The sequence below is a fragment of the Halomonas sp. TA22 genome, from assembly GCF_013009075.1.
Classification (GTDB): domain Bacteria; phylum Pseudomonadota; class Gammaproteobacteria; order Pseudomonadales; family Halomonadaceae; genus TA22.
Genome location: NZ_CP053108.1, coordinates 3,402,352 through 3,427,559, shown reverse-complemented (window position 1 = coordinate 3,427,559; position 25,208 = coordinate 3,402,352). Strand labels below are relative to the sequence as shown.

At 62.8% G+C, this 25,208-nt stretch carries 22 protein-coding genes; 5 read left to right on the top strand and 17 right to left on the bottom strand.

Annotated elements, in window-relative coordinates; genetic code table 11:
• The first annotated feature begins 468 nt into the window (after positions 1-468).
• Positions 469-3,723 carry a ribonuclease E gene (rne, locus tag HJD22_RS16250; protein ID WP_208656130.1) on the top strand — a complete coding sequence of 1,085 codons (3,255 nt, stop codon included), beginning with the start codon at positions 469-471 and terminating at the stop codon, positions 3,721-3,723.
• Between the two features lie 129 nt (positions 3,724-3,852).
• Here rne and murB read toward each other — a convergent pair whose 3' ends face one another.
• From murB to HJD22_RS16210, 9 genes are read right to left on the bottom strand one after another with little or no spacing between them, the layout of a single operon-like run.
• Positions 3,853-4,872, bottom strand: coding sequence for a UDP-N-acetylmuramate dehydrogenase (gene murB / locus HJD22_RS16245; protein ID WP_340163050.1), 1,020 nt, complete (start codon positions 4,870-4,872; stop codon positions 3,853-3,855).
• Positions 4,869-4,994, bottom strand: a complete 126-nt coding sequence (locus tag HJD22_RS18030) for a hypothetical protein (protein ID WP_283101691.1) — start codon at positions 4,992-4,994, stop codon at positions 4,869-4,871. The genes murB and HJD22_RS18030 overlap by 4 nt, the downstream gene beginning before the upstream one ends.
• A gap of 2 nt (positions 4,995-4,996) precedes the next feature.
• Positions 4,997-5,797: a 3-deoxy-manno-octulosonate cytidylyltransferase gene (gene kdsB / locus HJD22_RS16240; protein WP_208656132.1), complete on the bottom strand. Its 801-nt coding sequence runs from the start codon at positions 5,795-5,797 to the stop codon at positions 4,997-4,999.
• Positions 5,794-6,030: a Trm112 family protein gene (locus tag HJD22_RS16235; RefSeq protein ID WP_208656929.1), complete on the bottom strand. Its 237-nt coding sequence runs from the start codon at positions 6,028-6,030 to the stop codon at positions 5,794-5,796. Before HJD22_RS16235 ends, kdsB begins: the two co-directional genes overlap by 4 nt.
• Positions 6,031-6,067: 37 nt before the next feature.
• Complete coding sequence (gene lpxK / locus HJD22_RS16230) at positions 6,068-7,075, bottom strand: tetraacyldisaccharide 4'-kinase (protein WP_208656133.1); 1,008 nt, start codon at positions 7,073-7,075, stop codon at positions 6,068-6,070.
• Positions 7,072-8,811 (bottom strand): lipid A export permease/ATP-binding protein MsbA, encoded by a 1,740-nt coding sequence (gene msbA / locus HJD22_RS16225; protein WP_208656134.1) that lies wholly within the window; start codon positions 8,809-8,811, stop codon positions 7,072-7,074. The genes lpxK and msbA overlap by 4 nt, the downstream gene beginning before the upstream one ends.
• Positions 8,808-9,236: a biopolymer transporter ExbD gene (locus HJD22_RS16220; protein WP_208656135.1), complete on the bottom strand. Its 429-nt coding sequence runs from the start codon at positions 9,234-9,236 to the stop codon at positions 8,808-8,810. The genes msbA and HJD22_RS16220 overlap by 4 nt, the downstream gene beginning before the upstream one ends.
• A complete protein-coding gene (locus tag HJD22_RS16215; protein ID WP_208656136.1) occupies positions 9,233-9,919 on the bottom strand; it encodes a MotA/TolQ/ExbB proton channel family protein in 687 nt (228 codons plus the stop codon). The genes HJD22_RS16220 and HJD22_RS16215 overlap by 4 nt, the downstream gene beginning before the upstream one ends.
• A 45-nt stretch (positions 9,920-9,964) precedes the next feature.
• On the bottom strand, positions 9,965-12,226 hold the full coding sequence (locus tag HJD22_RS16210; protein WP_340163049.1) for a DNA internalization-related competence protein ComEC/Rec2: 2,262 nt from the start codon (positions 12,224-12,226) through the stop codon (positions 9,965-9,967).
• A 118-nt stretch (positions 12,227-12,344) separates the two neighbouring features.
• Between HJD22_RS16210 and HJD22_RS16205 the strand changes: the two genes are divergently transcribed.
• Complete coding sequence (locus tag HJD22_RS16205) at positions 12,345-12,896, top strand: DUF2062 domain-containing protein (RefSeq protein WP_208656138.1); 552 nt, start codon at positions 12,345-12,347, stop codon at positions 12,894-12,896.
• A gap of 5 nt (positions 12,897-12,901) precedes the next feature.
• Here HJD22_RS16205 and HJD22_RS16200 read toward each other — a convergent pair whose 3' ends face one another.
• Positions 12,902-13,621: an ABC transporter ATP-binding protein gene (locus tag HJD22_RS16200; protein WP_208656139.1), complete on the bottom strand. Its 720-nt coding sequence runs from the start codon at positions 13,619-13,621 to the stop codon at positions 12,902-12,904.
• Positions 13,614-14,855, bottom strand: coding sequence for a lipoprotein-releasing ABC transporter permease subunit (locus HJD22_RS16195; protein ID WP_208656140.1), 1,242 nt, complete (start codon positions 14,853-14,855; stop codon positions 13,614-13,616). The genes HJD22_RS16200 and HJD22_RS16195 overlap by 8 nt, the downstream gene beginning before the upstream one ends.
• Positions 14,856-14,994: 139 nt before the next feature.
• Between HJD22_RS16195 and HJD22_RS16190 the strand changes: the two genes are divergently transcribed.
• Together HJD22_RS16190 and HJD22_RS16185 are read left to right on the top strand one after the other, a co-directional pair.
• Positions 14,995-16,059, top strand: a complete 1,065-nt coding sequence (locus tag HJD22_RS16190) for an agmatine/peptidylarginine deiminase (RefSeq protein ID WP_208656930.1) — start codon at positions 14,995-14,997, stop codon at positions 16,057-16,059.
• Complete coding sequence (locus tag HJD22_RS16185; protein WP_208656141.1) at positions 16,056-16,952, top strand: carbon-nitrogen hydrolase; 897 nt, start codon at positions 16,056-16,058, stop codon at positions 16,950-16,952. Before HJD22_RS16190 ends, HJD22_RS16185 begins: the two co-directional genes overlap by 4 nt.
• A gap of 55 nt (positions 16,953-17,007) precedes the next feature.
• Here HJD22_RS16185 and HJD22_RS16180 read toward each other — a convergent pair whose 3' ends face one another.
• The 4 genes from HJD22_RS16180 to HJD22_RS16165 all read right to left on the bottom strand — a co-directional run bounded on the left by HJD22_RS16180 (position 17,008) and on the right by HJD22_RS16165 (position 22,399).
• Complete coding sequence (locus HJD22_RS16180; RefSeq protein WP_208656931.1) at positions 17,008-17,955, bottom strand: Nudix family hydrolase; 948 nt, start codon at positions 17,953-17,955, stop codon at positions 17,008-17,010.
• 46 nt (positions 17,956-18,001) lie between these two features.
• Complete coding sequence (gene argJ, locus HJD22_RS16175; protein WP_208656142.1) at positions 18,002-19,210, bottom strand: bifunctional glutamate N-acetyltransferase/amino-acid acetyltransferase ArgJ; 1,209 nt, start codon at positions 19,208-19,210, stop codon at positions 18,002-18,004.
• A 12-nt stretch (positions 19,211-19,222) separates the two neighbouring features.
• Positions 19,223-21,952 carry a preprotein translocase subunit SecA gene (gene secA / locus HJD22_RS16170; protein WP_208656143.1) on the bottom strand — a complete coding sequence of 910 codons (2,730 nt, stop codon included), beginning with the start codon at positions 21,950-21,952 and terminating at the stop codon, positions 19,223-19,225.
• 75 nt (positions 21,953-22,027) lie between these two features.
• Positions 22,028-22,399, bottom strand: coding sequence for a hypothetical protein (locus tag HJD22_RS16165; protein WP_248730292.1), 372 nt, complete (start codon positions 22,397-22,399; stop codon positions 22,028-22,030).
• Positions 22,400-22,464: 65 nt separating this feature from the next.
• Here HJD22_RS16165 and HJD22_RS16160 point away from each other — a divergent pair, with 65 nt between their 5' ends.
• A complete protein-coding gene (locus HJD22_RS16160; RefSeq protein WP_208656144.1) occupies positions 22,465-22,926 on the top strand; it encodes a DUF721 domain-containing protein in 462 nt (153 codons plus the stop codon).
• Between the two features lie 91 nt (positions 22,927-23,017).
• On the opposite strand, the gene lpxC is transcribed toward HJD22_RS16160, so the two are convergent.
• Both lpxC and ftsZ read right to left on the bottom strand, forming a co-directional pair.
• Positions 23,018-23,929 carry a UDP-3-O-acyl-N-acetylglucosamine deacetylase gene (lpxC, locus tag HJD22_RS16155; RefSeq protein WP_208656145.1) on the bottom strand — a complete coding sequence of 304 codons (912 nt, stop codon included), beginning with the start codon at positions 23,927-23,929 and terminating at the stop codon, positions 23,018-23,020.
• A gap of 107 nt (positions 23,930-24,036) precedes the next feature.
• Positions 24,037-25,206: a cell division protein FtsZ gene (gene ftsZ / locus HJD22_RS16150; RefSeq protein WP_208656146.1), complete on the bottom strand. Its 1,170-nt coding sequence runs from the start codon at positions 25,204-25,206 to the stop codon at positions 24,037-24,039.
• Positions 25,207-25,208 lie beyond the last annotated feature (2 nt).

The window sequence follows — 25,208 nt, the reverse complement described above, 5'->3', positions numbered from 1 at the left end:
AATGCCCGCAACGCGCCGGCACGCCATACACGCCGGCCAGAGCGACGAACAAGGCCGCATCGATGAAGGCAAGCGCCGCATCCATGCCGTCCGCAGAAGAGCAGCACAGAACGAAATTTACGCCACGCCCGACCCTGGGTCCCCTTCCGTCCGGTTTTGACGGGAGCGTTTACCAGTCACGGGAATACCTAACAGCGTGCCGGTGGCCGGCGTTGGCGAATCGATGAATGCCAGGTGTCTGGCGGTTGACCGCAGGGCCGGATGAGCGCGTTGCTCACCGAAACATGTCCTGCCACCGCCGCGTACTCAACATGGTCTCGCCCCGGCAGCCAGCCTGACAAGCAGCCTTCGGGGGAGGTCGCACCAACATGCGCGACATAAGCTGAGCACAAGCACGCAGCACCCAGAGGTTCGCCTTCGTCGATGCCTAGTGGACGCCATTCGGCACGCTCCAACTAGCGAGACACTATGAAACGAATGCTCATCAACGCGACTCAGCCAGAAGAGCTGCGCGTCGCTCTAGTCGATGGACAACGCCTGTACGACCTGGATATCGAATCCGGCGCTCGAGAGCAGAAGAAAGCCAATATCTATCGCGGCAAGATCACCCGTGTCGAACCCTCTCTGGAAGCCGCTTTCGTCGATTTCGGTGCCGACCGGCACGGCTTTCTTCCCCTGAAGGAGATCTCCCGCGAATACTTCCTCAAGGAGCCCTCCGGGCGCCCCAACATCAAGGAGGTGCTCAAGGAGGGACAGGAAGTCATTGTCCAGGTCGACAAGGAGGAGCGCGGCAACAAGGGCGCGGCACTCACCACCTTCGTCAGCCTGGCGGGCCGTTTTCTGGTACTGATGCCCAACAATCCTCGGGCTGGCGGCATCTCGCGTCGTATCGAAGGCGATGAGCGCACCCAGCTCAAGGAGGCCATGAACCACCTGACGCTGCCCGACAAGATGGGAGTCATCGTGCGCACCGCGGGGATCGGCCGCAGCCCCGAGGAACTGCAGTGGGATCTCGACTATCTGGTCCAAGTGTGGGAATCGATCACTGAAGAGGCCGGCAAGCGCGCCGCTCCCTTCCTGATCTACCGTGAGTCCAACGTGATCATCCGTGCGATGCGAGACTACCTGCGCCAGGATATCGGCGAGGTGCTGATCGATAACGCCGAAGTGCACGAGGAAGCGCTAGCCTTCATCCGCCAGGTGATGCCCTCCTACCAGCAGAAGATCAAGCTCTACGTCGACGAAGTTCCCCTCTTCTCACGCTTCCAGATCGAGTCGCAGATCGAGACCGCCTATCAGCGCGAAGTGAAGCTGCCTTCCGGTGGTTCGATCGTCATCGACCACACCGAAGCACTGGTCTCCATCGACATCAACTCGGCCCGCGCCACTCGCGGAAGTGACATCGAGGAGACAGCACTCCAGACCAATTCCGAGGCCGCCGATGAGATCGCCCGCCAGCTGCGCCTGCGCGACATCGGCGGCCTGGTCGTGATCGATTTCATCGACATGAATCCGGCCCGAAACCAGCGTGAAGTCGAGAATCGCATGCGCGATGCGCTCAAGCTCGATCGCGCTCGCGTCCAGATCGGACGTATCTCGCGCTTCGGCCTGATGGAGATGTCGCGCCAACGCCTGCGTCCCTCGCTAGGCGAGACCAGCGGCGTGGTCTGCCCGCGTTGCGATGGCCAGGGCACCATTCGCGACGTGCGTTCGCTGTCGCTCTCCATCATGCGCCTGATCGAAGAGGAGGCGATGAAGGAGCGCAGCGCACAGATCCGTGCCATTCTGCCAGTGCCGGTGGCGACCTATCTGCTCAACGAAAAGCGCAACGTGCTGGCCGAGATCGAACGCCGTCAAGGGGTTCGCGTCTTGATGCTGCCCAATCCCGACATGGATACCCCGCACTACGACGTGCAGCGGCTGCGCGACGATCACCTCGATGAGGATGACGCTGACAAGTCCAGCTTCGAACTCTCCGTCGACACCGACATTGGCAGAGAGCCCGACCCCAGCAACCACAAGCCGATCCAGCGTGCCGAGGCGGCGGTCAAGTCCGTGATCCACAACGCCCCCGCGCCCGCCTCGCTCCAGCAGGAGCCGGCGCCGGTCACCCCTCGCGAAGTCGAGAAGAAGGTCGAACCCGCCTCGAGCGCTGCTCCCGCCGAAGAGACCGGCGTGCTCTCTCGTCTGGTCAGAGGTCTCGGTAAGCTGCTGGGCGGCGGTGACAACGCTCCTAGTGCAGCGCCCGCCAAGCCGCGCCAGGAGAGTGCCACCGCAGAGGTCCCTACCAAGGCACCACGTAGAGACAGCAGCGACAGCAGCGATTCGCGCCAGGAGCGTGGCAGTCGTGGCGCACGTGGCGGCAATCGCCGCGGTTCGCGTAACGAGCCGCGCGGCGAGAGCCGTGACGACAACAGCCGCCAGACTCGTGGCGCCCGCCCGGAGACGTCGCGTCACGATAGCAAGAGTGACAACAAGGGCGATGCCAGACCCGAGAGCAAGCCAGAGAGCCAGAGTGGCGCCGCTCGACCACCAAGCGAAGGTCGCAATCAGCGTGGCCGTGCGCGCCAGGACGACGAGCGTCGCTCACAGCGCCAGCCCAGCGAGGGGACCGACAGCAGCAGGGAAGCGCCTGCCACCAAGCCCGCCAGCGCCGATGCGCAAGCCAATATGGCCAAGGATGACGGCAAGCCCAAGCGTACCCGCAACAATCCGCGCAATCGCAGCCGCAAGCGCGCAATCAACCCGCAGGCCGAAGCCGAGCAGCAACAGCTGCAGGCCGAGGGAGTGAAGGGTGACGCTGGCCTGAGCGAAGCTAACGCCGATGCCACGCCGGAAACCAAGCCTGGCTCCTCGCAGGACAAGGCAGCGCAGACCGATACCGCGAAGCTCGAAAGCACGCAGCAGACGTCAGCGCCAAAGGAGACTGCCTCGAAAGAGGAGCACATCGAGGCCAAGGCTGTGGTAGAGGCTAACGACAAGCGCGCAACACCCAAGGCCGCCTCTGCCGAGCCGGAAAACATGACGAGTGCCAAGCCCGTCGAGGAGACCGCTCTCGAGGAGAAGGCCGACGTCAAGACCGAAGAAGCGCCTAAGCGTCAACCGGACATCGCCAAGAGCGAGGTTGGCAACAGTGATGCTTCAAAGCCAAGCACCACATCTACGGTTGACACCAAAGCAGGGGCAGTAGCGAAAGCCAAGACGCTAGAAGCCAGGCCGACTGCCGGCAATGCACAGGCGCCTGCCGCAGCTACCGAGGCGCAAGAGGAGACCAAGCTTGAGGAAGCCGCCAAGCCTGAGCCAGGCGAGGTCGAGCCGAAAGCATCTGAGAATGACTCACCTAAGCCCAAAGCGCCTGAGCTAGAGCCAGAATCGGCAGCCAAGCCGGCGGCACCAGCTCCGGCTGAGCCCGTCGAGGCCGCTGCCGTCAAGGCATCTGTCACCGAAAATCCCACTGCCGGCAAGCCCAAGGAAAAGGCTGCAGCTCGGTCCCAGGCGCAAGCCAAAGCGGATGAGCAAGCGCCTTCGTCTCAGGCCGAAGCGCCCGAGCCTGAAATGCCCAAGGCCGAGAAGCCCAACGTCGACGAGACGCCGAGCGAAGTCGGAAAACCCGCCGCCGAGACTGAGGCTGCAACTCCCCCCCGCGCCCGTCGTCGTGCCCACAACGACCCGCGCGAGATCCGTCGTCGTCAGCAGCAGGCCAAGGCGGAAGATAGTCAATAGCCGTAACGGGCGCACCCCTCGGATGCGCCTTGAGTCCAAGAAAAAGCCCGCCATCAACATGGGCGGGCTTTTTCGTGTTGAATCGACACGACCAGCGAGGCGACTCTCTGCTGACCTTCCGCTGTGCAACTATCCAGTTGCGCCTATCAAGCGTGGTTCGCGCTCCAGATGAATCCCGAAATGGGTCTCTACCCGCCCCGCCACCTCGGCGGCGAACTCAAGCAAGCCTCGTGCATCGCCACCGCCATGGTGTACCATCACCAGCGCCTGTCGATCATGCACGCCAAACGCCCCCTGGCGATACCCCTTCAACCCGCACCGATCGATCAGCCAGCCAGCGGCGAGCTTGACGCTGCCATCCGGCTGGGGAAAATGGGGCATCGTCGAGTGTGCTTCCAGCAGCGCTCTAGCCTTGCCAGCAGACACCAGCGGATTTTTGAAGAAGCTCCCGGCATTGCCCAGCACGGTGGGATCGGGAAGTTTCTCGCGACGCACCTGGCTGACCGCCTGCGCCACCTCCAGTGCAGTCGGCGCCTCTCCGAGTCGCTTGACAAGATCTCCATAGGCCAGGCGTGGGCAAGGGCGACGCGACAGGCGAAGCGTCAACCGGGTGATCAACACCCGGTTCTCGAGGGAGCGCTTGAAGATGCTATCGCGGTAGGCAAGCTCGCAGTCATCCCGACTCAGCGTTTCATGCAGCCCGGTATCGAGGTGCATGATCTCAACACTCTCCAGCACGTCGGCAAGCTCGACACCATAGGCACCGATGTTCTGGATCGGGGCCGCACCGCAGCTACCGGGAATCAACGCCAGGTTCTCGATGCCCCATAGTCCCCTTGTCACCGTGGCCATGACCAGCTCATGCCATGGGAGACCCGCCTCGACAAGCACGGTGACCTCCTCTCTTCCTAACTCCTCTAGCTGGAAGCGGCGAAACATCGGCTGAATCACAAGTCCTTCCAGGCGTGGCGGGAGAATCACGTTACTGCCGCCGCCCAGTACGGTGATCAACCAGCCTCGAGCCTTGGCCATCGCCAGCAATGCTGGAAGGCGCGCTGCCTGCGTCACGGCAACGTATCGTTCGGCGATACAGGGTAACCCGAGTGTATTGGCCCCACTCAGGTCATGGTCGGTGACGATGTCATTCACCACTGGCCATCCGCAGCATGCTCGATCAGCTCCAGCGCATGATCGAAGCCCTCCCTCCCCCCGTAGCAGGGATCGGGGAGCGCCCTGCCCAGCACATCGGCGACATCGAACGGTGCTCGCATCGTCACACCTCCTCGTTGCGTGCCACCCAGTCGCGAACCCGCGCCAGGTCTTCGGCAGTGTCGACGCCACCCGGCAGGGTCTGGCAGGCCAGGGCCACCAAGATACGATGCCCCTGCTGCAGGGCGCGCAGCTGTTCCAACTGCTCGAGCGCCTCGAGAGGCGCCGGTGGCCAGCACCGGTAGGCGTTGAGAAAGCCCACCCGATAGGCGTAAAGCCCGATGTGGCGCAGCCAGGTATCGGAACCGAAAGATTCGGCGTTCCGGCTTGTGCCGTTACCCTGCCAGGTCTCACGCCGCCACGCCTCGCGGTTCCAGGGGATGGGCGCTCGAGAGAAATAGAGCGCATGCTCCTGCAGATCGCGGACCACCTTGACCACATTGGGATTGAAAAGTGTATCGAGATCATCGATCGGCTCGGCCAGGGTCGCAATCGAGGCGTCGCGATCCTCGGCCAGACGCCTGGCCACCTGATCGATCAGGGCGGGGGGCAAGAGCGGTTCGTCACCCTGGACATTGACCACGATGGCCTGGTCATCAAGTGCCAGGCGCTCGGCGACTTCCGCTAGCCGGTCGGTGCCCGACGGGTGATCGGGGCGGGTCATGATTACCTCCCCCCTCACCGCGTCGACTGCCTTGGCGATGCGTGCATCATCGGTGGCCACCACCACCCGAGTGGCGCCACTTTTCTTGGCCTGACGCCAAACCCGGACCACCATGGGCTCTCCGCCAATCGCAAGCAACGGCTTGCCGGGCAGACGCGAGGAGGCGAAGCGCGCGGGTATGACCGCGACGAACTCGCTCATGCAGAGTCTCCGCCGATGCCTCCGGAGGGAGCCGTAGGAGAAACGACAGACTTGCCAAGCTTCTCATCGGTATCCATAAGCCGCGCCTCCTCCTCCAGCATGACGGGAATACCATCACGTACCGGGAAGGCCAGGCCGTGGAAGTGGCATTTTAGCTCCTCTGCCTCACGATCATATTTGAGCTTGCCCTGGCAGAGTGGGCAGACCAGCATGGTCAGCAATTCCTTGTCTATCGTCATGGTTACGATCCCGTAGTTGAGTTGATCGACGTTAGGGTGTCCGAGCGGACAAGGCCTCGACGCGCTGAGCGAACCACGCCACGAAGGCGGGAGCGGGGCAGGCTTCGACATCCAGCGCCCAGCAGCGGCTATCGGCGAAGGCTTGGCATTTCACGGCATCCTTGGCGGTCATCACGATTGGCCGCGAATCGCTGAAACGCAGATCGTCGGCACCGAAGGCGTGATGGTCGGCAAAGGGGTGTGGCGTGTAATCGATGCCGAGTGATTCAAGCGTGGCAAAAAAACGCACCGGATGCCCGATACCGGCCAGGGCGTGTACCGGTGCGGTAAAGGGAAGCGGTGTCAGTGATGACGGCGTATCGTCCATCACGCGGCGCCAGCGGCTCGGCTCGAGGTGCATCGTATGGCCAGCGACCGGCAGGGGCCGATGAGGCGTGCCGTTGACGATCACGGCATCGACCCGCGCAAGACGATCGATAGGCTCGCGCAGCGGTCCAGCGGGCAGGCAACGCCCATTGCCCACTCCTCGCGCCCCATCGACCACGACCAGCTCGAGATCACGCGCAAGTGCCAGATGCTGCAAGCCGTCGTCGCTGATCAAGATGTCGCAGCCGGCCTCGACCAGCGCCCTGGCGCCCCGCGGTCGGTCGGGGTCGACCACCATCGGCAGGCCAGTCTGGCCGACCAACATCAATGCCTCGTCGCCGCACTGGGTTACTGGAGTATCCCTCGTCACCTGCAGCGGATAACCCTCGCTACTGCCGCCATAGCCACGCGAAAGGAGTCCGGGCCGCCAGCCGTGTTCGCTCAGATAACGCCCCAGCCAGGCGACCAGCGGCGACTTGCCGGTACCGCCCAGCGTGATATTGCCAACCACGATGACTGGTACTGGCGCTCGCCACACCGGCTTGCGACCGCTGGCATAAGCGACCTCACGCCGACGCATCGCACCGCGATAGATCATCTCCAGCGGCCGCAGTGCGGCGAGCCAGGCGGCATCGTCATACCAGGCGCGCAGCATGTGCTGGCCAAGGCTCATGCCGGCTCCTGGAATTGCAGGCGATGTAGCGCCGCATAGGCACCCTCGCGGGCCAGGAGTTCGGCATGAGTCCCCTGCTCGACGATCTCGCCCTGCTCCATGACCAGGATGCGGTCGGCGCGCTCAATGGTCGAAAGGCGGTGGGCGATGACGAAGGTGGTTCGCCCGCGACACACCTCCTCCAGGGCTCGCTGGATGTAGCGCTCGGATTCGCTATCCAGGGCCGAGGTCGCCTCATCGAGGATCAGCAGCGGTGCATTCTTGAAGATGGCCCTGGCAATGGCCAGTCGCTGGCGCTGGCCGCCAGAGAGCATCACGCCATTATCGCCGATCACCGTATCGTAGCCCTTGGGCAGTGCCGCAATGAAGTCATGAGCATAGGCTGCCCGGGCGGCGGCGACGATGGCTTCGCGCTCGGCTGCGGGCACGCCATAGGCGATATTGTCGGCAACACTGGCATTGAATAGCGTGACCTGCTGGGAGACGAGTGCGATCTGACGGCGTAGCGGCGCGAGACGGAACTCTTCGATCGGCACCCCATCGATGCGAATCTTACCGGCACTTGGCCGATAGAAACGCGGCAAAAGGCTGACCAGCGTCGATTTTCCGCTTCCCGAGCGTCCGACGATGGCGATCATCTCACCGGCCTTGACTTCCAGATCGATACCCTTGAGCACCTCGGGCTGACCGGGGGCATAGTTGAAGCGAATGCCGCGCAGACTCACTTTCCCTACCAGGCGGCCGGGGTCGCGCGTGCCTTCGTCATGTTCGAGCGGCTCTTCTAGCAGCATGAAGAGTTCGGCCGATGCGGCGATCCCCTTCTGAATCTCGCTATTGATTTCGGTGAGCTGGCGCACCGGCTTGGCCATCAGCGAGGCCGCCGTGACGAAGGCCACGAATTCACCTGGCGTCATGTTGTCCATCAGCGCCGGCGACATTGCCAGCCACACCAGCACCGCCAGCGCCACCGCGACCAACAGCTGGATGACCGGGGTGCTGACCGCCCTGGTCAACGCCTCCTTCATGCTCTGCTGGCGATTGTAGTTGCTGACGGCGGCGAAGCGCTGCTTTTCGTGCTCCTCCGCGCCATGGGTGCGCACCACGCGATAGCCGGTCAACGCCTCGGAAGCGACGTGAGTCACGTCCCCCATGGAGTGCTGGATACGCTGGGAAATGTCGCGAAAGCGCTTGCTCGCATAGTTGACCACCCCGGCGATCAGCGGCGTCACGCCAAGAAACAGCAGCGTGAGCAGCCAGTTGGTCCACAGCAGATAAGCAATCAGGCCGACCACGAAGAGCCCTTCACGCAGCAGAATGGTCACGGCATTGGTTGCCGCCCCGGTGACCTGCTCGACGTGATAGGTCACTCGGGAAATGAGGTGGCCACTGGAGTGGGAATCGAAGAAACGGCCGGGGAGATGCAGCATATGGTTGAATACGTTGCAGCGCAGTGAATGCACGACATTGCGTGCCACATTGCTCATGTAATAGGTGCCAAGAAAGGTCCCCAAGCCGCGGGCGGCGAACATGCCGACCACGAACAGCGGCAGGAAGAGCCGAAAGGAGGCATCGGGATTCTGAATGCCGTCGATCAGCCGCTTCATCATTTCCGCAAGCGCCGTGCTCGACGCGGCGTAGATGACATAGCCCACTACGGCCAGCGCAAACGACCTCCAGTGCGGTTTGACGTAGCCAAGCAGTCGCGTGTAAAGGTTCCAGCTGGATGCTTGCGTCACGGTATCTCCACGTGTGAGAGAGATGCCTGCCCGTCACGGGTGGCAATACGGATATGTTGAATTCCCAATGCACCGGCGCGGTCGAGGGCGGCCACGACGGCCCCGTGCGTACTGCGCTCGTCGGCTTCGAGGATCAGGCCATGTTCGCGCGCCGACTCAGCCACCTCCGCCAGAGCCACACTCAGCTCCGCCAGGAACAGGATTCGATTACCCAGGCGATAGTCGCCATCGACAGTGACCGATAGCGTCACCGGCAGCGGCGTCAACACTTCACTACTACTGCTCTGAGGTAATACCAGTTCGAGTGCCTGACGAGTATCGAAGGTGGTCGAGACCATGAAAAAGATCAACAGCAGGAACACGACATCGATCAGCGGGGTGAGATTGACATCGACCGGGTCGCGCCGCCGCCGGGCGAACTTCATGTACCAGCGACCTGCGAGACATCGCGCGACTCGCCCGCGCCATGCCCTTCCGAGCGCCGCTCAGCCAGCACGATGTCACCGCCATGGTGCGCCAGAAACTCCACCATCTGCCCAGCCTGCTCCTCCATGGCGACAGTAATATCCTCGACCTTGCGCTGAAAGTGACGATGGAACATCAACGCCGGAATGGCCACGGTCAGACCCGCCGCGGTAGTCATCAAGGCGCGGGAAATTCCCCCAGCCATGTCCACTGCCCTATCGGCACCGTCGGCGCTGACGATCACCGCAAACACCTCGATCATTCCCACTACCGTCCCCAGCAGGCCGATCAGCGGGGCGATAGCCGCGATGGTACCTAGCGGACTCAGAAACCGCTCCATATCGTGGATCACGGCAGTGGCGGCATCCTGCAGGCGGGCTCGCACCTGGTCATGACCCAGGCTAACGTTACGCAGGCCCGAGGCGAGCACACCGCCCAGCGGCGAGTGGCTCTCCAGCCAGAACAGGTTGACCTGACCGCGGGCGATCAGCATGCAGATCTCCTGGCCCAGCCCCAGCGGCGCAATTCGACTCCGCCGCAGGGTCCAGCAACGTTCGATGATGATCACCGAGGCGACGAGTGAACAGCCAAACAGCGGCAACATCAGCCAGCCAACGGCCAGCAGAGCTTCAAGCATTTCCATTCGGGGTCTCTCGCACCGCCCTCTTGTATAGGGTGCGATTCTACCCTATGGCAACGGGCTTCGACACCGCCGCCATGTGCTGGAACGCTCGGCCTTGACGTGTGGCGCCTCATCACTTCCCAATCGCCAGGTCACGGCCCCATCCAGCGCCGTACTCCAGAGACAGCGCAACGGATCGCGCAGCCGCTGCACCACCTCGTCGTGGGGGTGGCCGTAGGCATTGTCGCGACCGGCACTGAAGATGACATGATGAGGCTTCAACATGTCGACCAGCTGCGGGCCGGTACTAGTACGGCTACCGTGGTGACCGGCCACCAGCAGGTTGACTGGCGGCTCGATGGCCAGCAGGAAGCGGCGCTCGACCTGACGGCCGACATCACCGGTGATTAAAATCCGCTGCGTCCCCGCCTCGACCAGTAGTACGCAGGAACGATCATTGCTGAACCACTCGTCATTGTCGCTGCCAGCGGGGGGCCATAGGAAGCGGAACTCGACACCATCCCAATGCCAGCCCTCGCCTGCCTGACAGGCGTCGAACGGTACCCCGACCTGTTCGCCGCGCGGTGCCAAAAAGCGCTCGACACGGTGCTCGGCCAGTACCGGCACACCTCCGGCATGATCCGTGTCGACGTGGCTGACCACCACCTTGTCGAAACGCTGCGGCGTGCGCCATAGGCTTTCCAGCGGCATGGATCCCGAGCGAAAGCGCGGCCCCGTGTCATACAGCAAGCGGTGCTGCGCCGTACGCAGGTCGACCAGCTGGCCCTGGCCCACGTCATGCACACGTACCTGAACCATGCCGTGAGGAAGTTCAGGCGCCGGCAGGCTGAAAGGCAGCACGGCAAGCACTAGGCTGCCGGCAACGCGCAGCGACACGGCAAGGGCCGGCAGCGCCCAGAGTAGTGCCAGCAAGGCCAAGGCCAAGGCAAGGGGCCATACTTGCCAGGGCTCGGGAGACCAGAGTGGCAACCACTCGACCGAATACTTGAGCAATCCATAAAGCGCTTCGACCAGCGCTGCGAACAACCACCAGCACAGCGCCGATAACGGCGGTAGCCAGACGAACAGCCACCCCAGCAAGCCAAGCGGCACCATCATCAGGCTGACCAGCGGAACGGCGATCAGGTTGACCAGCGGCGCCGCCGGTGCCAGTCGATCGAAGGCCAGCAGCACCGCCCCGGCCATCAGCGGGGCAAGCAGAAGCTGGGTACGCAGCAACGCCCACCACCAGCCCTTGATGCCCCCCGGTTTCGTGCGGCCCTGCCAGATCACGATCAGCAGCGCCACGGCAACGAAGGAGAGCCACAGCCCCGGGCGCCACAACGACAGCGGGTCGACCAGCAGTACCAGCGCCAGTGCCAGCCACCACGCCTGCCAAGGGCCGGGAGCGTGGCGACCGCTGGCCACCCACAGGCCGACCAGGGTCATGATCATGGCGCGCTGAGCCGGGGGACCGAAACCGGACAGGAGCGCATACCCGACCGTCACCATGGCGGCAAACCACCATGGCCAGGTGACGAGTCGCCAGGTACCCGGCATCGTCAAGCGTGCCAGCCCGCGACCGGCAAGCAGCGCAAAGGCTGCTACCAGCCCGACATGCAGGCCGGATATCACTACCAGGTGGGTGGTGCCGCTGGCATTGAGTAGCGCCCAATCGACATCATTGAGCCGCTCACCGGCACCCAGCGTCAGGGCCGCCAACCAACGTCGCGACGTGCCATCGGGTAGGCGCGCATCGAGCAGTTTAAGCGCACTGTCGCGAAGGGATACAGCGGCCTGCTCGACTCGTCGAGGCGCCGGCTCCTGGCGCACGTATCCCGTCGCGTCTATCCCCTCGCGCCACAGCCAGCGCTGAAAGTCGAAGGTGTCTGGATTACTGAACCCCGCGGGAGGTCGCAAACGTACCGTCAAGGCCCAATGCTCTCCGACCCTGAACGTTTCGTAACCAAATACGCTCAGGCGCACATGACGCAGGCCGTCGCAAGGCATTCTGCGCACCGCAAGGGGAGCGCACTCAGCGATATCGAGATGAAGGCGACTCATTCCATCCCCTTCGGAATCGACCTGAGTGACCACCCCGACGATGGAAAGGTCTTCCCGTGATAGTCCCTGGGGCAAGACGGCGCCGCTGGAGGCGAGTATCGACACCATCGGCAGCAGCATCGCCATGACAAGCAGCCGTACGCCGCGCCAGCGCCAGACCAGCAGCAGGGCCAGCGCCCAGAGCTCGAAGAGTGCCACCGGGGCCAGGTAACCCAGGACGATCCCCAGCAAAACGGCGCCACTCAAGGGCATGGCCCAGCCCATGCTCATGCCTCCCCGCCAACCAGTGATTCCGCTTTCCAGGCCGGTGAGGCATGGCGGGGCACGTAGCATGTATGGATAATACCCGAATCGCCATTCATTGAGTCTTGCCACCGAGCCCATGCTGCGCCGACTTCTCCAGCGCCATATGCCCCATCCGGACACCCTGAAGCGCAATCGCTCCCTGCGCTTCATGGGGCATTTAATCAGTAACCCATCATTATGGGTACTGTCGCGTCGCTCGGTCGCCAACGCCTTCATGGTGGGGCTGTTCAGCGCCCTGCTGCCGATTCCCTTTCAGATGGTGGTTGCGGCCTTCGGCGCCTGGCTGCTGCGCTGCAATCTGCCGCTCTCGGTAGGCCTGGTATGGATCACCAACCCGCTGACCATGCCGCTGATCTTCTATGGCAACTATCGGCTCGGTTCCTGGCTGATGAGCACTCCGGTCAGGGAGGCTCCCACTGAGATATCGACACGCTGGATCGCCGAGCAGATGGTCGAGATCCTGCCCATCCTGGTGGTGGGCTCTTTAGTCTCGGCAGTTGTGCTCGGGCTTATCGCGAACCTGGTGGTGCGTCTGCTGTGGCGCTGGCAGGTCGCGCGCAACTGGAAGCGCCGCCATCGTAGACGGCGGCGCAACCACTTTCGGGGACCTTACGACGACAACTGCTGAGGAGGTCAGTCAGGCGTCAGGCGCCCGCCATCGAGGCGCAGCACGCGATCCTGATGTGCCGCCAGCGCGGGGTCGTGGGTGACGATCACGAAGGCACAGGCACTTGCGCGCGCCAACTCGTCCATCAGCGCCAGAATGCTCGCCGCAGTAGCCTGATCGAGATTCCCCGTCGGCTCGTCCATCAATACCAGGCTGGGATCGGCGATCAGCGCGCGCGCGATCGCCACGCGTTGCCGCTCCCCTCCAGAGAGCTCGCCAGGCTTGTGCTCCGCCCGCGGTCCCATCCCCACCCGTTCGAGAATCTCGAGCGCTCTTGCCTTGGCCTGCTTGCTGCGCTCTCCGCGCACGATCAGCGGCAACGCGGCGTTCTCCAACGCAGTGAGCTCGGCCAGCAGGTGGTGGAACTGGTAGACGAAACCGATATGCCGATTGCGAAACTTGCCCAGCGCCGCCTCGCCCAGCTCGGCCAACGACCGACCGGCCACCATTACCTTGCCACCACTGGGCTTGTCGAGCCCGCCGAGCATGTTGAGCAGGGTCGTTTTGCCCGAGCCGGAGCTGCCGACCACGGCGACACGCTCCCCGGCGCGCACCTCGAGGTTAAGCTCATGCAGTACGGTGATGTCCTGCGGCCCCTCCCGATAGACCCGCGTCAGGCCGAGGCACTGCAGCATCACCTCGCCAAGTGCGCCATCTTGCTCTCTCATCGCGGCCATCTCACTCATAGCGAAGCACCTCGGCAGGCTGGACCCGGGCCGCACGCCAGGCCGGATATAGGGTGGATAGGAACGTCAATACAAAGGCGGCCAGTACGATATTGCCCACGTCTTCCCAGTTCAGGCGCGAGGGCAGATAGCTGATGAAGTAGACATTGGCATCGAGGAACTGGATGCCCAGCACCGACTCGAAGAAGCTGATGATATCGGAGATCGTCAGTGCCAGAACCACTCCAAGTATCAGTCCGATCAGGATACCGATGATGCCGATGGCCATCCCTTGGACGATGAAGATACCCATGATCGAGCGCGGCGTGGCGCCAATGGTACGCAGGATGGCGATATCGGCATGCTTATCGGTCACCACCATCACCAGCGTCGAGACGATATTGAACGCCGCCACGGCAATGATGACGGTCAGTAGCAGACCAATCATGCGCTTCTCCATCTGGATCGCCTGGAACAGGTTGCCATGCGAGAAGGTCCAGTCGAGGCCGCGATAGCCGGCACCGAGCTCATCGATGATCGCGCGCGTCTCGCTGTTGGCGGCAAACAGATCATCGAGTTCCAGGCGCAGTCCGCCGACGGCATCGCCCATCCGCGCCAGGGTCTGCATATCCTCGATATTGGCGTAGGCCAGGTTGGCATCCAGATCGGCTCCCACACTGAAGATGCCACTGACGGTAAAGCGCTTGAGCCTTGGGAAGACACCGGCCGGGGTGATCGAGGCCTCGGGCACAAGCAGCGTGACCCGGTCGCCTACGCCCACACCGAGATTACGTGCAAGCAATGAGCCGAGCACGATGTTCCACTCGCCGGGGGCCAAGTCGTCGAGGTTGCCCCGCTGCATGTGTCGACCGATGATCGAGACGCGATCCTCGTACTCGGGCTGAATGCCATTGACCATGGCGCCCTCGTTGCGTCCGCCCACCGAAAACATCCCCTGCTGCTCGACGTAGGGCGCGGCACCGAGTACCCGCTCGCGCTGAACCAGCCGCTCGGCCAGCGGCTGCCAATCGGTCATGCCCCCGCGTTGCTCGATCTTGGTATGCGGCACCATGCCGAGCACGCGAGTGCGCAGCTCATGATCGAAGCCGTTCATCACCGACAGCACCAGGATCAGCACCGCCACCCCGAGCATCAGGCCCAGCATGGAAGTCAATGAAATGAAGGAGATGAAGTGATTGCGTCGCTTGGCGCGGACATAGCGCAGGCCAAGCATCAGGGGCAAGCGGTCGAGCATTACGATCGTTTCCTTTTCAGAGGGCGCTCATGGTACGTTTTTTTCATTCAATCTGCATCGTCGGTGGGCTTGCATCCGCCTCCCCGGCGCCCTACATTGCGCCGTCCAGCGTATACCACACAACGGTGAGAAGAGCGTCATAGTGAATCGCATGTTCCCCGAATGGCATCCCCAGGATGCCGTGCAACTGACCTGGCCAACGGCAGAGAGCGACTGGTCGGAGATCCTCGAACGCATCGAGGCAACCCTGGAAGCGCTGGTGGTGGCCATTGCTCGCTACCAGGCGGTGGTGATCGGCGTGGCCGACATGCCAACCCGTGAGCGACTGGTGGCCAGCTTCGCACGCCTGGGCGTGCCTGCCGAGCGGTTGCGCCTGGCGATCGTTGCCAGTGACGATACCTGGACCCGCGATTTCGGCCCCCTCGCCGTGGAGCGCGACGGCAGCCCGTGCCTGCTCGATTACCGTTTCACCGGCTGGGGCGGCAAGTTCGCGGCGACGCGCGACAACGCAGTGACCGCCAACCTGGCACAGGCGGGCCTCTACCAGGTGCCCATCGAGAGCCACGACTGGGTACTCGAAGGAGGCGCCATCGAGAGCGACGGCCAGGGCACCCTGCTCACCACCGAGGCCTGCCTGCTCAATCCCAACCGCAATCCGACCCTGGCCCGGGCCGATGTCGAGACGCGCCTGGCCGACGAGCTCGGCGCCCAGCGCGTGTTGTGGCTCGCCCATGGCCATCTGGAGGGCGACGACACCGACAGCCATGTCGATACGCTGGCACGCTTCTGTGACCCGCAGACCATCGCCTATGTTCGCTGCGACGATGAGCGCGACGCTCACTACCCGGCACTCAAGGCCATGGAGTCGGAACTTCGTGCCTTGCGCCAGGTCAATGGCCAGCCCTATCGGCTGATCGCGCTACCCTGGCCACGCCCCTGCTTCGATCCTGAGGATGGTCATCGCCTGCCGGCGACCTATGCCAACTTCCTGATCATCAATGGCGCAGTGCTGGTGCCGACCTATGCCGATGCCGCCGACGCCGCGGCGCTGGCGGCCCTGGACGAGGCGTTTCCCGATCGCGACATCATCCCCATCGACTGTCGCGCCGTGATTCGTCAACATGGCAGCCTTCACTGCCTGACCATGCAGTTACCACGCGGCACCCTGACTCCGTTTTGCGTTGACGAGGAGAAAACCCAATGAGCAAGACCCTCAAGGTCGGACTGGTCCAGCAAGCGGCCTGGCCGGATAAGGCCAAAAGCCTGGACGAGAGCGAGGCCGGGGTGCGCGAACTCGCCGCCCAGGGCGCCAAACTGGTTCTGCTGCAGGAGCTGCATGCCACCCACTACTTCTGCCAGTACGAAGATGCCGAGCTGTTCGACCTCGCCGAGCCACTCGACGGCCCCACCGGCCAGCGCCTGGCGCACTTGGCAGCCGAACTGGACATTGTGCTGGTGGGCTCGCTGTTCGAGCGGCGCGCAGCGGGGCTCTACCACAATACCGCAGTGGTCTACGACCGCCAGCAGGGACGTGTAGGCCACTACCGCAAGATGCATATCCCTGATGACCCGGGCTTCTATGAGAAGTTTTACTTCGCCCCAGGCGATGCCGACGGCGAGCGAGGCTTTACCCCCATCGATACCTCGGTGGGTCGCCTGGGCGTGCTGGTCTGCTGGGACCAGTGGTATCCGGAAGCGGCACGCCTGATGGCCCTGGCCGGCGCCGAGCTGCTGCTCTACCCGACAGCCATCGGCTGGCATCCGCCCGATGACCTGCCCGAGAAGGGCCGCCAGAAGGAGGCCTGGACGCTGATCCAGCGCTCGCATGGCGTGGCCAACGGCCTGCCGGTACTAGTCGCCAACCGGGTCGGCTTCGAGCCCGATCACTCCGGCGTCAGCGATGGTATCAACTTCTGGGGCGGCAGTTTCATCTGTGGTCCGCAAGGGGAGCTTCTGGCGCATGCCGGGGAGGAGTCCGAGCAGTTGCTCGTCGAGCTCGACATGAGCCGCAGCGAGTATATTCGGCGCATGTGGCCCTACCTGCGCGATCGTCGCATCGATGCCTATGGCGACCTGACTCGCCGTTATCGCGATTGATCCTGCCATCGCATGCCACAAAAAACCCGCCATATGGCGGGTTTTTGTTGGTGGATTATTTCCAAAAATCGCGAATCGAGGCGATCCCCTGCGCCCCCACCGCACGCGCATGGTTGGCATCGAAGCGGGTCATGCCGCCCAAGGCGAAGACCGGCATCGCCGCGGTCTCCACCAACTGCTGGAAATCGTGCCAGCCCAGCGGCTCGGCATCCGGATGCGTCGGCGTGGTGCGCAGCGGAGAGAGCGTCACGAAATCGCAGCCGATACGTCGCGCCTGGTCGAGCTGTACCCGATCATGGGTCGAGGCAGAGAGCCATTTACCATCGGCAATGGGCCGGCGCTCAAGCCCCATCAGCCGCTCGCTGGTCAAGTGGATGCCATCGGCATCCACCGACTCGAGAAGCTCAGGCTCGCCATTGAGCAGAAGGCGCGCCCCATACTCGCGACACAGCGCAAGCGCCCGCTCGGCACGCACCCGATAGGCGCTCTCGTCTAGCTGCTTGGCGCGCAGCTGCACCAGTTGAATGCCATCCTCGCGCAGGGCACGCTCCAGACGCGTCATGAACAGCTCGTCGTCGCTCTCCTCGGCCGTGATCAGGTATTCGGTGGGTAGCATCACTGCGCGCAGGATTGGCAGATTGGCGGCCGGAAACGGGTACTGGAACAGCTCATCCATTCCCACCCAGCGTACCGCCTGCCCCTCGCGACCGAAAGGCTCACCGGCATAGGCATGCACCTGCCACACATCCAGCAAAATATGCTTGTCCGGATACTCGTGATGCACGCGTATCAGCGGTTGAGCACGCTGGATCTCCACGCCCAGCTCTTCATGCAGCTCGCGCTTGAGGGCTTCGAAGCCAGTCTCGTAAGGCGCCAGCTTGCCACCGGGAAACTCCCACAGCCCCCCTTGATCCACGCTCGAAGGGCGTCGGGCAATCAATACCTGCTGCCGATCACGGCTGACGATGGCGGCGGCTGCCACATGTACCCGTCTCTTCACCATTTCGTTCACAACCTTTCCATCAAGGGCAACGTCCTATCCGCGCGGACTAGCTACGGTATTCGGCGTTGATTGAGACATAGTCATGGGAAAGATCGGAGGTCCACACCGTAGCGGAGGACTCACCGCGTCCCAAGCGAATTCCAATGACGATTTCCTCGCCGGCCATCACGGTACTGCCGGCCTCCTCGGTATAGCTCGCGGCCCTGCCGCCATGCTCCACTAGCCGCACGTCGCCAAGCTCGATGACCACCTGCGAGACATCGAACGCCTCGAGCGGAGCACGGCCCACCGCTGCCAAGATGCGCCCCCAGTTGGCGTCCGAGGCGTAGAGGGCAGTCTTGACCAGTGGTGAGTGCGCCACCGTGAAGGCCACCTCGAGCGCTTCCTCTCGGGAGCTGGCTTCACTCACCTCGAGCGTGACGAACTTGGTCGCCCCCTCGCCATCCCGAATGATCGCCTGGGCCAGCTCCATCAGCACCTCATCGAGCGCTGCCCGGAACAAGGCGACCTGCTCCTCGGTGGATATACTGGCGCCGCGCCCCGTCGCGATCAGCATGCAGGCATCATTGGTCGAGGTGTCGCTGTCGACGGTGATGCAGTTGAAGGAGCGCTCCACCCCCTCGCGCAGCAACCGTTCGAGCAACCCCTGCCCGATGGCCGCATCGGTGGCAACGAAGCCCAGCATGGTCGCCATGTTGGGCTTGATCATGCCCGAGCCCTTGCTGATGCCGTTGATGGTGACCTGCTGACCGCCGATCTTGAGACGCCTCGAGGCACCCTTGGGGCGCGTATCGGTAGTGAGAATGCCCTGTGCCGCCGCCTCCCAGCCACGTGCCTCCAGTGACTCGAGGGCCGCCGGCAACCCCGCCAGCAGGCGTTCCATGGGTAGCGGCTCGCCGATCACGCCAGTAGAGAACGGCAGTACCGTGGTGCCCGGCACCCCAGCGAGACGCGCGAGCTCAGCGCAGCTGGCTTCGGCGTCTCGCATGCCGATATCACCGGTACCGGCATTGGCGTTACCGGTATTGATCACCAGGTAGCGTGGCGTATCGAGCCCAAGGTGGCGCTTGGCGACATGCACCGGCGCCGCACAGAAGGCATTGCGCGTAAAGGTTCCCGCCACCGAGGCACCTTCGGCGATCTCGATGACGACCAAGTCACGGCGGCCCGGTTTCTTGATACCGGCCATGGCCGTGCCGAGCCGTACCCCATCGATCGCTGGCATTGCCGGAAAAAACGCCTTGCCCACCGCCATGATGCGATCTCCCTAGTTGAGTTTTCCACAGCACTGCTTGTACTTCTTGCCCGACCCGCAGACACAGGGGTCGTTACGTCCGACCTTGGGCCCCTCGCGACGCAGCGGTTTTCCGTCGCTCCCCGGTGCGGCTTCGCCAGCGGCCGGCGTTTCGGGAGAGGTATCATACTCGTCATGACGGCTGGCGGCCGCGGCCTTCTCGCGCTCGAGCGCCTCACGGCGCTTGCGTTCAAGCTCCTCGACCTCCTCTTGACGGCGCACCTTGACATGACTGAGGATGCGCGTGATATCGGCCTTGATATTGGCCAGCAAGATCTGGAACAGCTCGAAGGATTCGCGCTTGTACTCCTGCTTGGGATTCTTCTGCGCGTAACCTCGCAGGTGGATACCCCGGCGCAGGTGATCCATGGCCTGAAGATGCTCCTTCCAACGGGTATCGAGCACCTGCAGCATGACCTGCTTCTCGAAACGGCGCATCAACTCCTCGCCCACACTCTTCACTTTCTCAGCATAGGCATCGCGATGCTGGGCCTGCAGCCGTTCGCGCAACTGCTCTTCGTGAAAATGCTCATCCGCTTCGGCCCACTCCAGCAGCGGAGCCTCGAGGTTGAACTCGGTCTTGAGATGCGCCTGCAATCCCTCCAGATCCCACTGCTCGGGCAGGCTCTGGGGCGGGACGAAATCGCTGATCGCCTGCTCCAGCACCTCTTCATGGATGCCACGCACGTTGGCGGAGACATCCTCGGCGCCAAGGATCTCGTCGCGCTGCTCGTAGATCACGCGACGCTGGGCGTTGGCCACGTCATCGTACTCGAGCAACTGCTTGCGGATATCGAAGTTGCGGCCCTCCACCTTCTTCTGGGCACGCTCCACTGCGTTTGAGACCATCTTGTGCTCGATCGCCTCGCCACGCTCGATCCCCAGCGCCTTCATCATGCGTTGAACGCGATCGGAACCGAATAGCCGCATCAGGCTATCTTCCAGCGACAGGAAGAAGCGGGTGGAGCCCGGATCACCCTGACGGCCGGAGCGCCCACGCAGCTGATTGTCGATGCGCCGCGACTCGTGACGCTCGGAGCCGATCACATGCAGACCGCCCGCTGCCAATACCGCCTCGTGACGCTCCTGCCATGCCGCCTTGGCAGTATCGATCTGCGCTTGGTCGGGATTCTCGAGCTTGGCCACCTCGGCTTCCCAGTTACCCCCCAGCACGATATCGGTACCCCGGCCGGCCATGTTGGTGGCGATGGTGATTGCCCCCGGCCGCCCAGCTTGGGCGATAATCTCCGCCTCGCTCTGGTGCTGCTTGGCATTGAGCACGTTGAATGTCAGGTTGGCCTCTTTCATGAGGCGGGCCAGATACTCGGAGCTCTCGATGGAAGCCGTACCGACCAGTACCGGCCTGCCCGCCGCCGTCTCGGCCTGGACATCCTTGATGATCGCTTCGAACTTTTCTTCGGTGGAGAGGTAGACGAGGTCGTTGAGATCGCGACGCCCCAACGGACGGTTGGTGGGGATCACCATTACGTCCAGGCCATAGATCTGGCGGAACTCGAACGCCTCGGTGTCGGCAGTCCCGGTCATGCCGGCCAATTTGTCATAAAGGCGGAAATAGTTCTGGAACGTCGTCGAGGCCAGCGTCTGGCTCTCGCGTTGCACCGTTACCCCTTCCTTGGCCTCCACCGCCTGGTGCAATCCTTCGGACCAGCGGCGCCCCGGCATGCTGCGCCCGGTATGCTCGTCGACGATCACCACCTGGCCATCATTGACGATATAGTCGACATCGCGCTGGTAGAGATGGCGCGCACGCAGCGCCGAATGCATGTGCTGGAGCAGGTTGAGGTTCTGTACGGCGTACAGGGAATCCTCTTCACCCAGCAGGCCTTCGGCACGCATCAGTGCCTCGACCTTGTGGTGCCCCTCTTCGGTCAACTCGACCTGCTTCTGTTTCTCGTCGAGCAGGAAGTCGCCACTGGCCGGATCCTCCGGATCGCTGCACTTGACCACTTGCTGAGCCAGGCGGTCGACCACCTTGTACATCTCGGTGTTCTCTTCCACCGGTCCCGAAATGATCAGCGGCGTGCGCGCCTCATCGATCAGGATCGAGTCGACCTCATCGATGATGGCGTAGTTGAGCTTGCGCTGAACCTTGTCCTCCAGCGAGAAGGCCATGTTGTCGCGCAGATAGTCGAAGCCGAATTCGTTGTTGGTGCCGTAGGTGATGTCGCAGGCGTAGGCCTGGCGCTTCTGGCCGCTATCCTGGCCGGCGTAGATGGTACCCACCGACAATCCGAGGAACTCGTAGAGCGGGCGCATCCACTCGGCGTCGCGGGTCGCCAGGTAATCATTGACGGTGACCACGTGTACGCCCTTGCCGGGCAGGGCATTGAGATATACCGCGAGCGTGGCGACCAGCGTCTTGCCCTCGCCGGTCTTCATCTCGGCGATACGACCACGATGCAGGGCGATGCCGCCGATCATCTGTACATCGAAATGGCGCATGCCCATGACGCGCTTGCTCGCCTCGCGCACCACGGCAAAGGCTTCCGGCAATAGCTTGTCCAGCGTCTCGCCGCCAGCGATACGTTCGCGAAACTCACCAGTAACGGCCTTAAGCGCCGCATCGTCGAGGGCCTCGAAGCGCGGCTCGAGCTCGTTGATCTGCGTGACCGGCTTGCTCAGGCGTTTGACTTCGCGGTCGTTCTTGGAACCGACCACCTTGCGTAACAGAGAATTGATCATGAAAAGTCCACTATGTGCTGTTGCCAAAACGAAGCGGAGAGTCGCGAACACGACTAACCGGCGCCCGATGGGCGGCTAGGCGAAATTGCGTAGGATGGCGGGAGGGCCACGTCGCGTCAGCACATCGAGGCCGGCACAGAAAGACGGCGGGGGACTAGCAATGCGGATCAGGCGTCGCCTATGATCCGCGCCATGGCGACGTCGGGGCTGCCAGCGGCAGCGCCGCGCCAGGCGTCGACTCTCGGCACGAATCGTCTCGGGTACCAGCCAGCAGATCTGGACCACCCGGTTGACCAGGCGCACGGCGTCGCTCTGAGCAAGCCCTGCCGGCAACAGGCAACCCACCAGCAGCCCCGCCAGCCACCAGCGTGCGCGCACGCGGTGGCGGGACGCTTGAACGCCAGCACCATGGGGGGTGAGCATCGACTCCGGGCCTGCTTGGCTCATGCTGTTGGTGAACTCCGGGGCATGATAGATTGCGCGCTACCGTCAATTGATCAAAGTGCAAGCCCATGAGTATAAAGGTTAAGCGTTTCCGCGCCCAGCCCGTGACCCGACTGCTTTCCGGTAACGGCGAGTTGGGCGGGTTGATGCGCATGGCCAGTCTCATCGATCATGCCCAGCAGGAGTTGCGTTACCACCTACCTGAAGAGGTGCGCCCGCATGTCTTTGTCGGTGGATACCGCCAAGGCAAGCTGACCCTGATCACCGACCGCGCGGTCTGGCTCACCTGGCTGCGCTACGAACAGCCACGGCTGCTGACCCTGCTGCGCCGTCTGCCCGAATTCGAGGCGGTACTGGGATTCACGCTAAAGGTGAGGCCAATTCGTCCGCACAAGGCCCTACCGCGCCAGACACGCCAACTGTCGCCAAGTGCCGCCGACGAGATTTCACTCTGCGCCGACGACACCGAGAACCCGCGCCTCAAGCAGGCCCTGCAGCGTCTCGCCGCACACGCCCAGCGCCAGCAGTAACGGCATCCTGCAGTGTTCATGCCCTGAACGAGAAACGCCGTCTCGCGGAGGAGACGGCGTCAATGTTTGACGGCTTGAGTGATCGCCGGGCTTACGCCATGGCCGGTGCAGCGTAGGAGATCGGCGAGCGCTGCGCTTCGTCCTCGAAGGTCACAATTTCGAAGCACTCTGGCTGGGCTAACATTGCGCGACACAATTGATTGTTGAGCGCATGACCGGATTTGATACCACGGAATTCGCCGATCAAGCTGTAGCCGAGCTGGTAGAGATCGCCAATGGCATCAAGTACCTTGTGCTTGACGAACTCATCGTCGTAGCGAAGCCCGCCCTCGTTGAGGATACGGTAGTCGTCCACCACGATGGCATTGTCGAGACTGCCGCCCAATGCCCGATTCTGAGAACGAAGAAGCTCCAAGTCGCGCATGAAGCCGAAGGTACGCGCCCGCGACACCTCCTTGACGAAGGAAGTAGTGGAAAAGTCGACTACCGTCATTTGCTGACGAAGCTCACTGACAGGATGATCGAAGTCGATCGCAAAGGAAACCTTGAAGCCATTGTGAGGGAGGAACATCGCCTCCTTGTCACCCTCACGCACCACGATTTCGCGCTTGATGCGAATGAACTTCTTGGCGGCTTCCTGTTCATCGATGCCCGCCGACTGGATCAAGAAGACGAAAGGGCTGGCACTACCATCCATGATCGGCACTTCAGGAGCGCTGACGTCGACAAACGCATTGTCAATGCCCAGCCCCGCGAAGGCGGACATGAGGTGCTCGACCGTCGCCACCTTGGCGCCATTCTGAGAGAGCGCCGTACACATCATGGTGTCCGTCACATTCTCGGCGCGAGCGGCAATCGTCACCTGCGGCTCCAGGTCGGTACGCACGAACATGATGCCAGTATTGACCGGTGCCGGGCGAAGCGTCAGATAGACCTTCTCGCCAGAGTGCAGGCCTACACCTGTGGCACGGATCGTGTTCTTGAGAGTACGTTGTCTAATCATGGGCAGTAGCCAGGCCGTCATTAGTTATCAAACACTGTTCACTATAACAGTGAACTCGCGCTTTAACAAAAAAAATCCCCGGCTACTTACTTCTGACAATAGCAAGCCTAATCGGCCTGTCGGCGCAGGAACGCGGGGATATCGAGATAATCGTCAAGCTCTTGAGACTTGCGCTTGTCGGCGCGCGCCTTGGCAGCCGACTCCTGCTCCGCTTTGGATGCCTGCTGACGAATCACTGCGGGCTGCTGTTGCAGCTTGCGATAATCCGTCGACTCGGGTCGAACCGCCGCCGTTTCGCGCGGTGCGGCTTTCTCCTGGCGCCCCTGAAGGCCAGCGGCAACCACGGTGACGCGCAGTTCGTCGGACATCTCCATATCGATGGAAGTTCCCACCACGATGGTGGCATCTTGCGATGCGAACTCTTGGACGGTAGCCCCCACATCGTTGAACTCTCCGATGGAGAGGTCCGGACCGGCAGTGATGTTAACGAGAATACCGCGGGCGCCGTGAAGATCGATGTCTTCCAGCAGCGGGCTGCGAATCGCTTTCTCGGCCGCCTCACGAGCGCGGTTCTCGCCCGTGGCGCCGCCAGTGCCCATCATCGCCATGCCCATTTCGGACATCACGGTACGCACGTCGGCAAAGTCGACGTTGATGATGCCCGGGCTGGTGATCAGCTCGGCAATCCCCTGCACCGCACCCAGCAATACGTCATTGGCGGCACTGAAGGCAGTCAACAAGCTGGCGTTCTTGCCAAGCACGGCAAGCAGCTTCTCATTGGGAATGGTGATCAGAGAGTCGACGTACTGCGAGAGCTCCTTCATCCCCTCTTCGGCCGCCCGCATGCGCTTGGGCCCTTCGAAGGGGAACGGACGCGTGACCACGGCCACGGTCAGGATACCCAGCTCCTTGGCGATCTGAGCCACTACCGGCGCACCACCCGTGCCGGTGCCCCCGCCCATGCCAGCGGTGATGAAGACCATGTCGGCCCCCTCGATCAGCTCGGCAATGCGATCGCGATCTTCCATTGCCGCCTGGCGACCCACTTCAGGATTGGCACCCGCCCCCAATCCCTTGGTGATCTCGCCGCCCAGCTGTAGGACGGTCTTGGCGGACACCCGCTTGAGCGCCTGAGCATCGGTATTGGCGCAGATGAATTCCACGCCCTCGATCTTGCTCTCGACCATGTGGTTGACCGCGTTGCCGCCGCCGCCGCCGACACCGATCACCTTGATGATGGCACTGCTTGAGGGTGCGTTATCTACCAGTTCGAACATAA

What these genes read in the sequence shown, in the direction of transcription:
- secA (WP_208656143.1), bottom strand. Translation starts at nt 21,952, where the DNA reads ATGATCAATTCTCTGTTACGCAAGGTGGTCGGTTCCAAGAACGACCGC.
- HJD22_RS16200 (WP_208656139.1), bottom strand. Translation starts at nt 13,621, where the DNA reads ATGAGTGAGATGGCCGCGATGAGAGAGCAAGATGGCGCACTTGGCGAG.
- rne (WP_208656130.1), top strand. Translation starts at nt 469, where the DNA reads ATGAAACGAATGCTCATCAACGCGACTCAGCCAGAAGAGCTGCGCGTC.
- HJD22_RS16195 (WP_208656140.1), bottom strand. Translation starts at nt 14,855, where the DNA reads ATGCTCGACCGCTTGCCCCTGATGCTTGGCCTGCGCTATGTCCGCGCC.
- HJD22_RS18030 (WP_283101691.1), bottom strand. Translation starts at nt 4,994, where the DNA reads ATGCGAGCACCGTTCGATGTCGCCGATGTGCTGGGCAGGGCGCTCCCC.
- HJD22_RS16180 (WP_208656931.1), bottom strand. Translation starts at nt 17,955, where the DNA reads ATGGTGAAGAGACGGGTACATGTGGCAGCCGCCGCCATCGTCAGCCGT.
- HJD22_RS16185 (WP_208656141.1), top strand. Translation starts at nt 16,056, where the DNA reads ATGAGCAAGACCCTCAAGGTCGGACTGGTCCAGCAAGCGGCCTGGCCG.
- argJ (WP_208656142.1), bottom strand. Translation starts at nt 19,210, where the DNA reads ATGGCGGTGGGCAAGGCGTTTTTTCCGGCAATGCCAGCGATCGATGGG.
- HJD22_RS16205 (WP_208656138.1), top strand. Translation starts at nt 12,345, where the DNA reads ATGCTGCGCCGACTTCTCCAGCGCCATATGCCCCATCCGGACACCCTG.
- lpxK (WP_208656133.1), bottom strand. Translation starts at nt 7,075, where the DNA reads ATGAGCCTTGGCCAGCACATGCTGCGCGCCTGGTATGACGATGCCGCC.
- HJD22_RS16215 (WP_208656136.1), bottom strand. Translation starts at nt 9,919, where the DNA reads ATGGAAATGCTTGAAGCTCTGCTGGCCGTTGGCTGGCTGATGTTGCCG.
- HJD22_RS16160 (WP_208656144.1), top strand. Translation starts at nt 22,465, where the DNA reads ATGAGTATAAAGGTTAAGCGTTTCCGCGCCCAGCCCGTGACCCGACTG.
- lpxC (WP_208656145.1), bottom strand. Translation starts at nt 23,929, where the DNA reads ATGATTAGACAACGTACTCTCAAGAACACGATCCGTGCCACAGGTGTA.
- HJD22_RS16165 (WP_248730292.1), bottom strand. Translation starts at nt 22,399, where the DNA reads ATGAGCCAAGCAGGCCCGGAGTCGATGCTCACCCCCCATGGTGCTGGC.
- ftsZ (WP_208656146.1), bottom strand. Translation starts at nt 25,206, where the DNA reads ATGTTCGAACTGGTAGATAACGCACCCTCAAGCAGTGCCATCATCAAG.
- HJD22_RS16220 (WP_208656135.1), bottom strand. Translation starts at nt 9,236, where the DNA reads ATGAAGTTCGCCCGGCGGCGGCGCGACCCGGTCGATGTCAATCTCACC.
- kdsB (WP_208656132.1), bottom strand. Translation starts at nt 5,797, where the DNA reads ATGAGCGAGTTCGTCGCGGTCATACCCGCGCGCTTCGCCTCCTCGCGT.
- HJD22_RS16210 (WP_340163049.1), bottom strand. Translation starts at nt 12,226, where the DNA reads ATGGGCTGGGCCATGCCCTTGAGTGGCGCCGTTTTGCTGGGGATCGTC.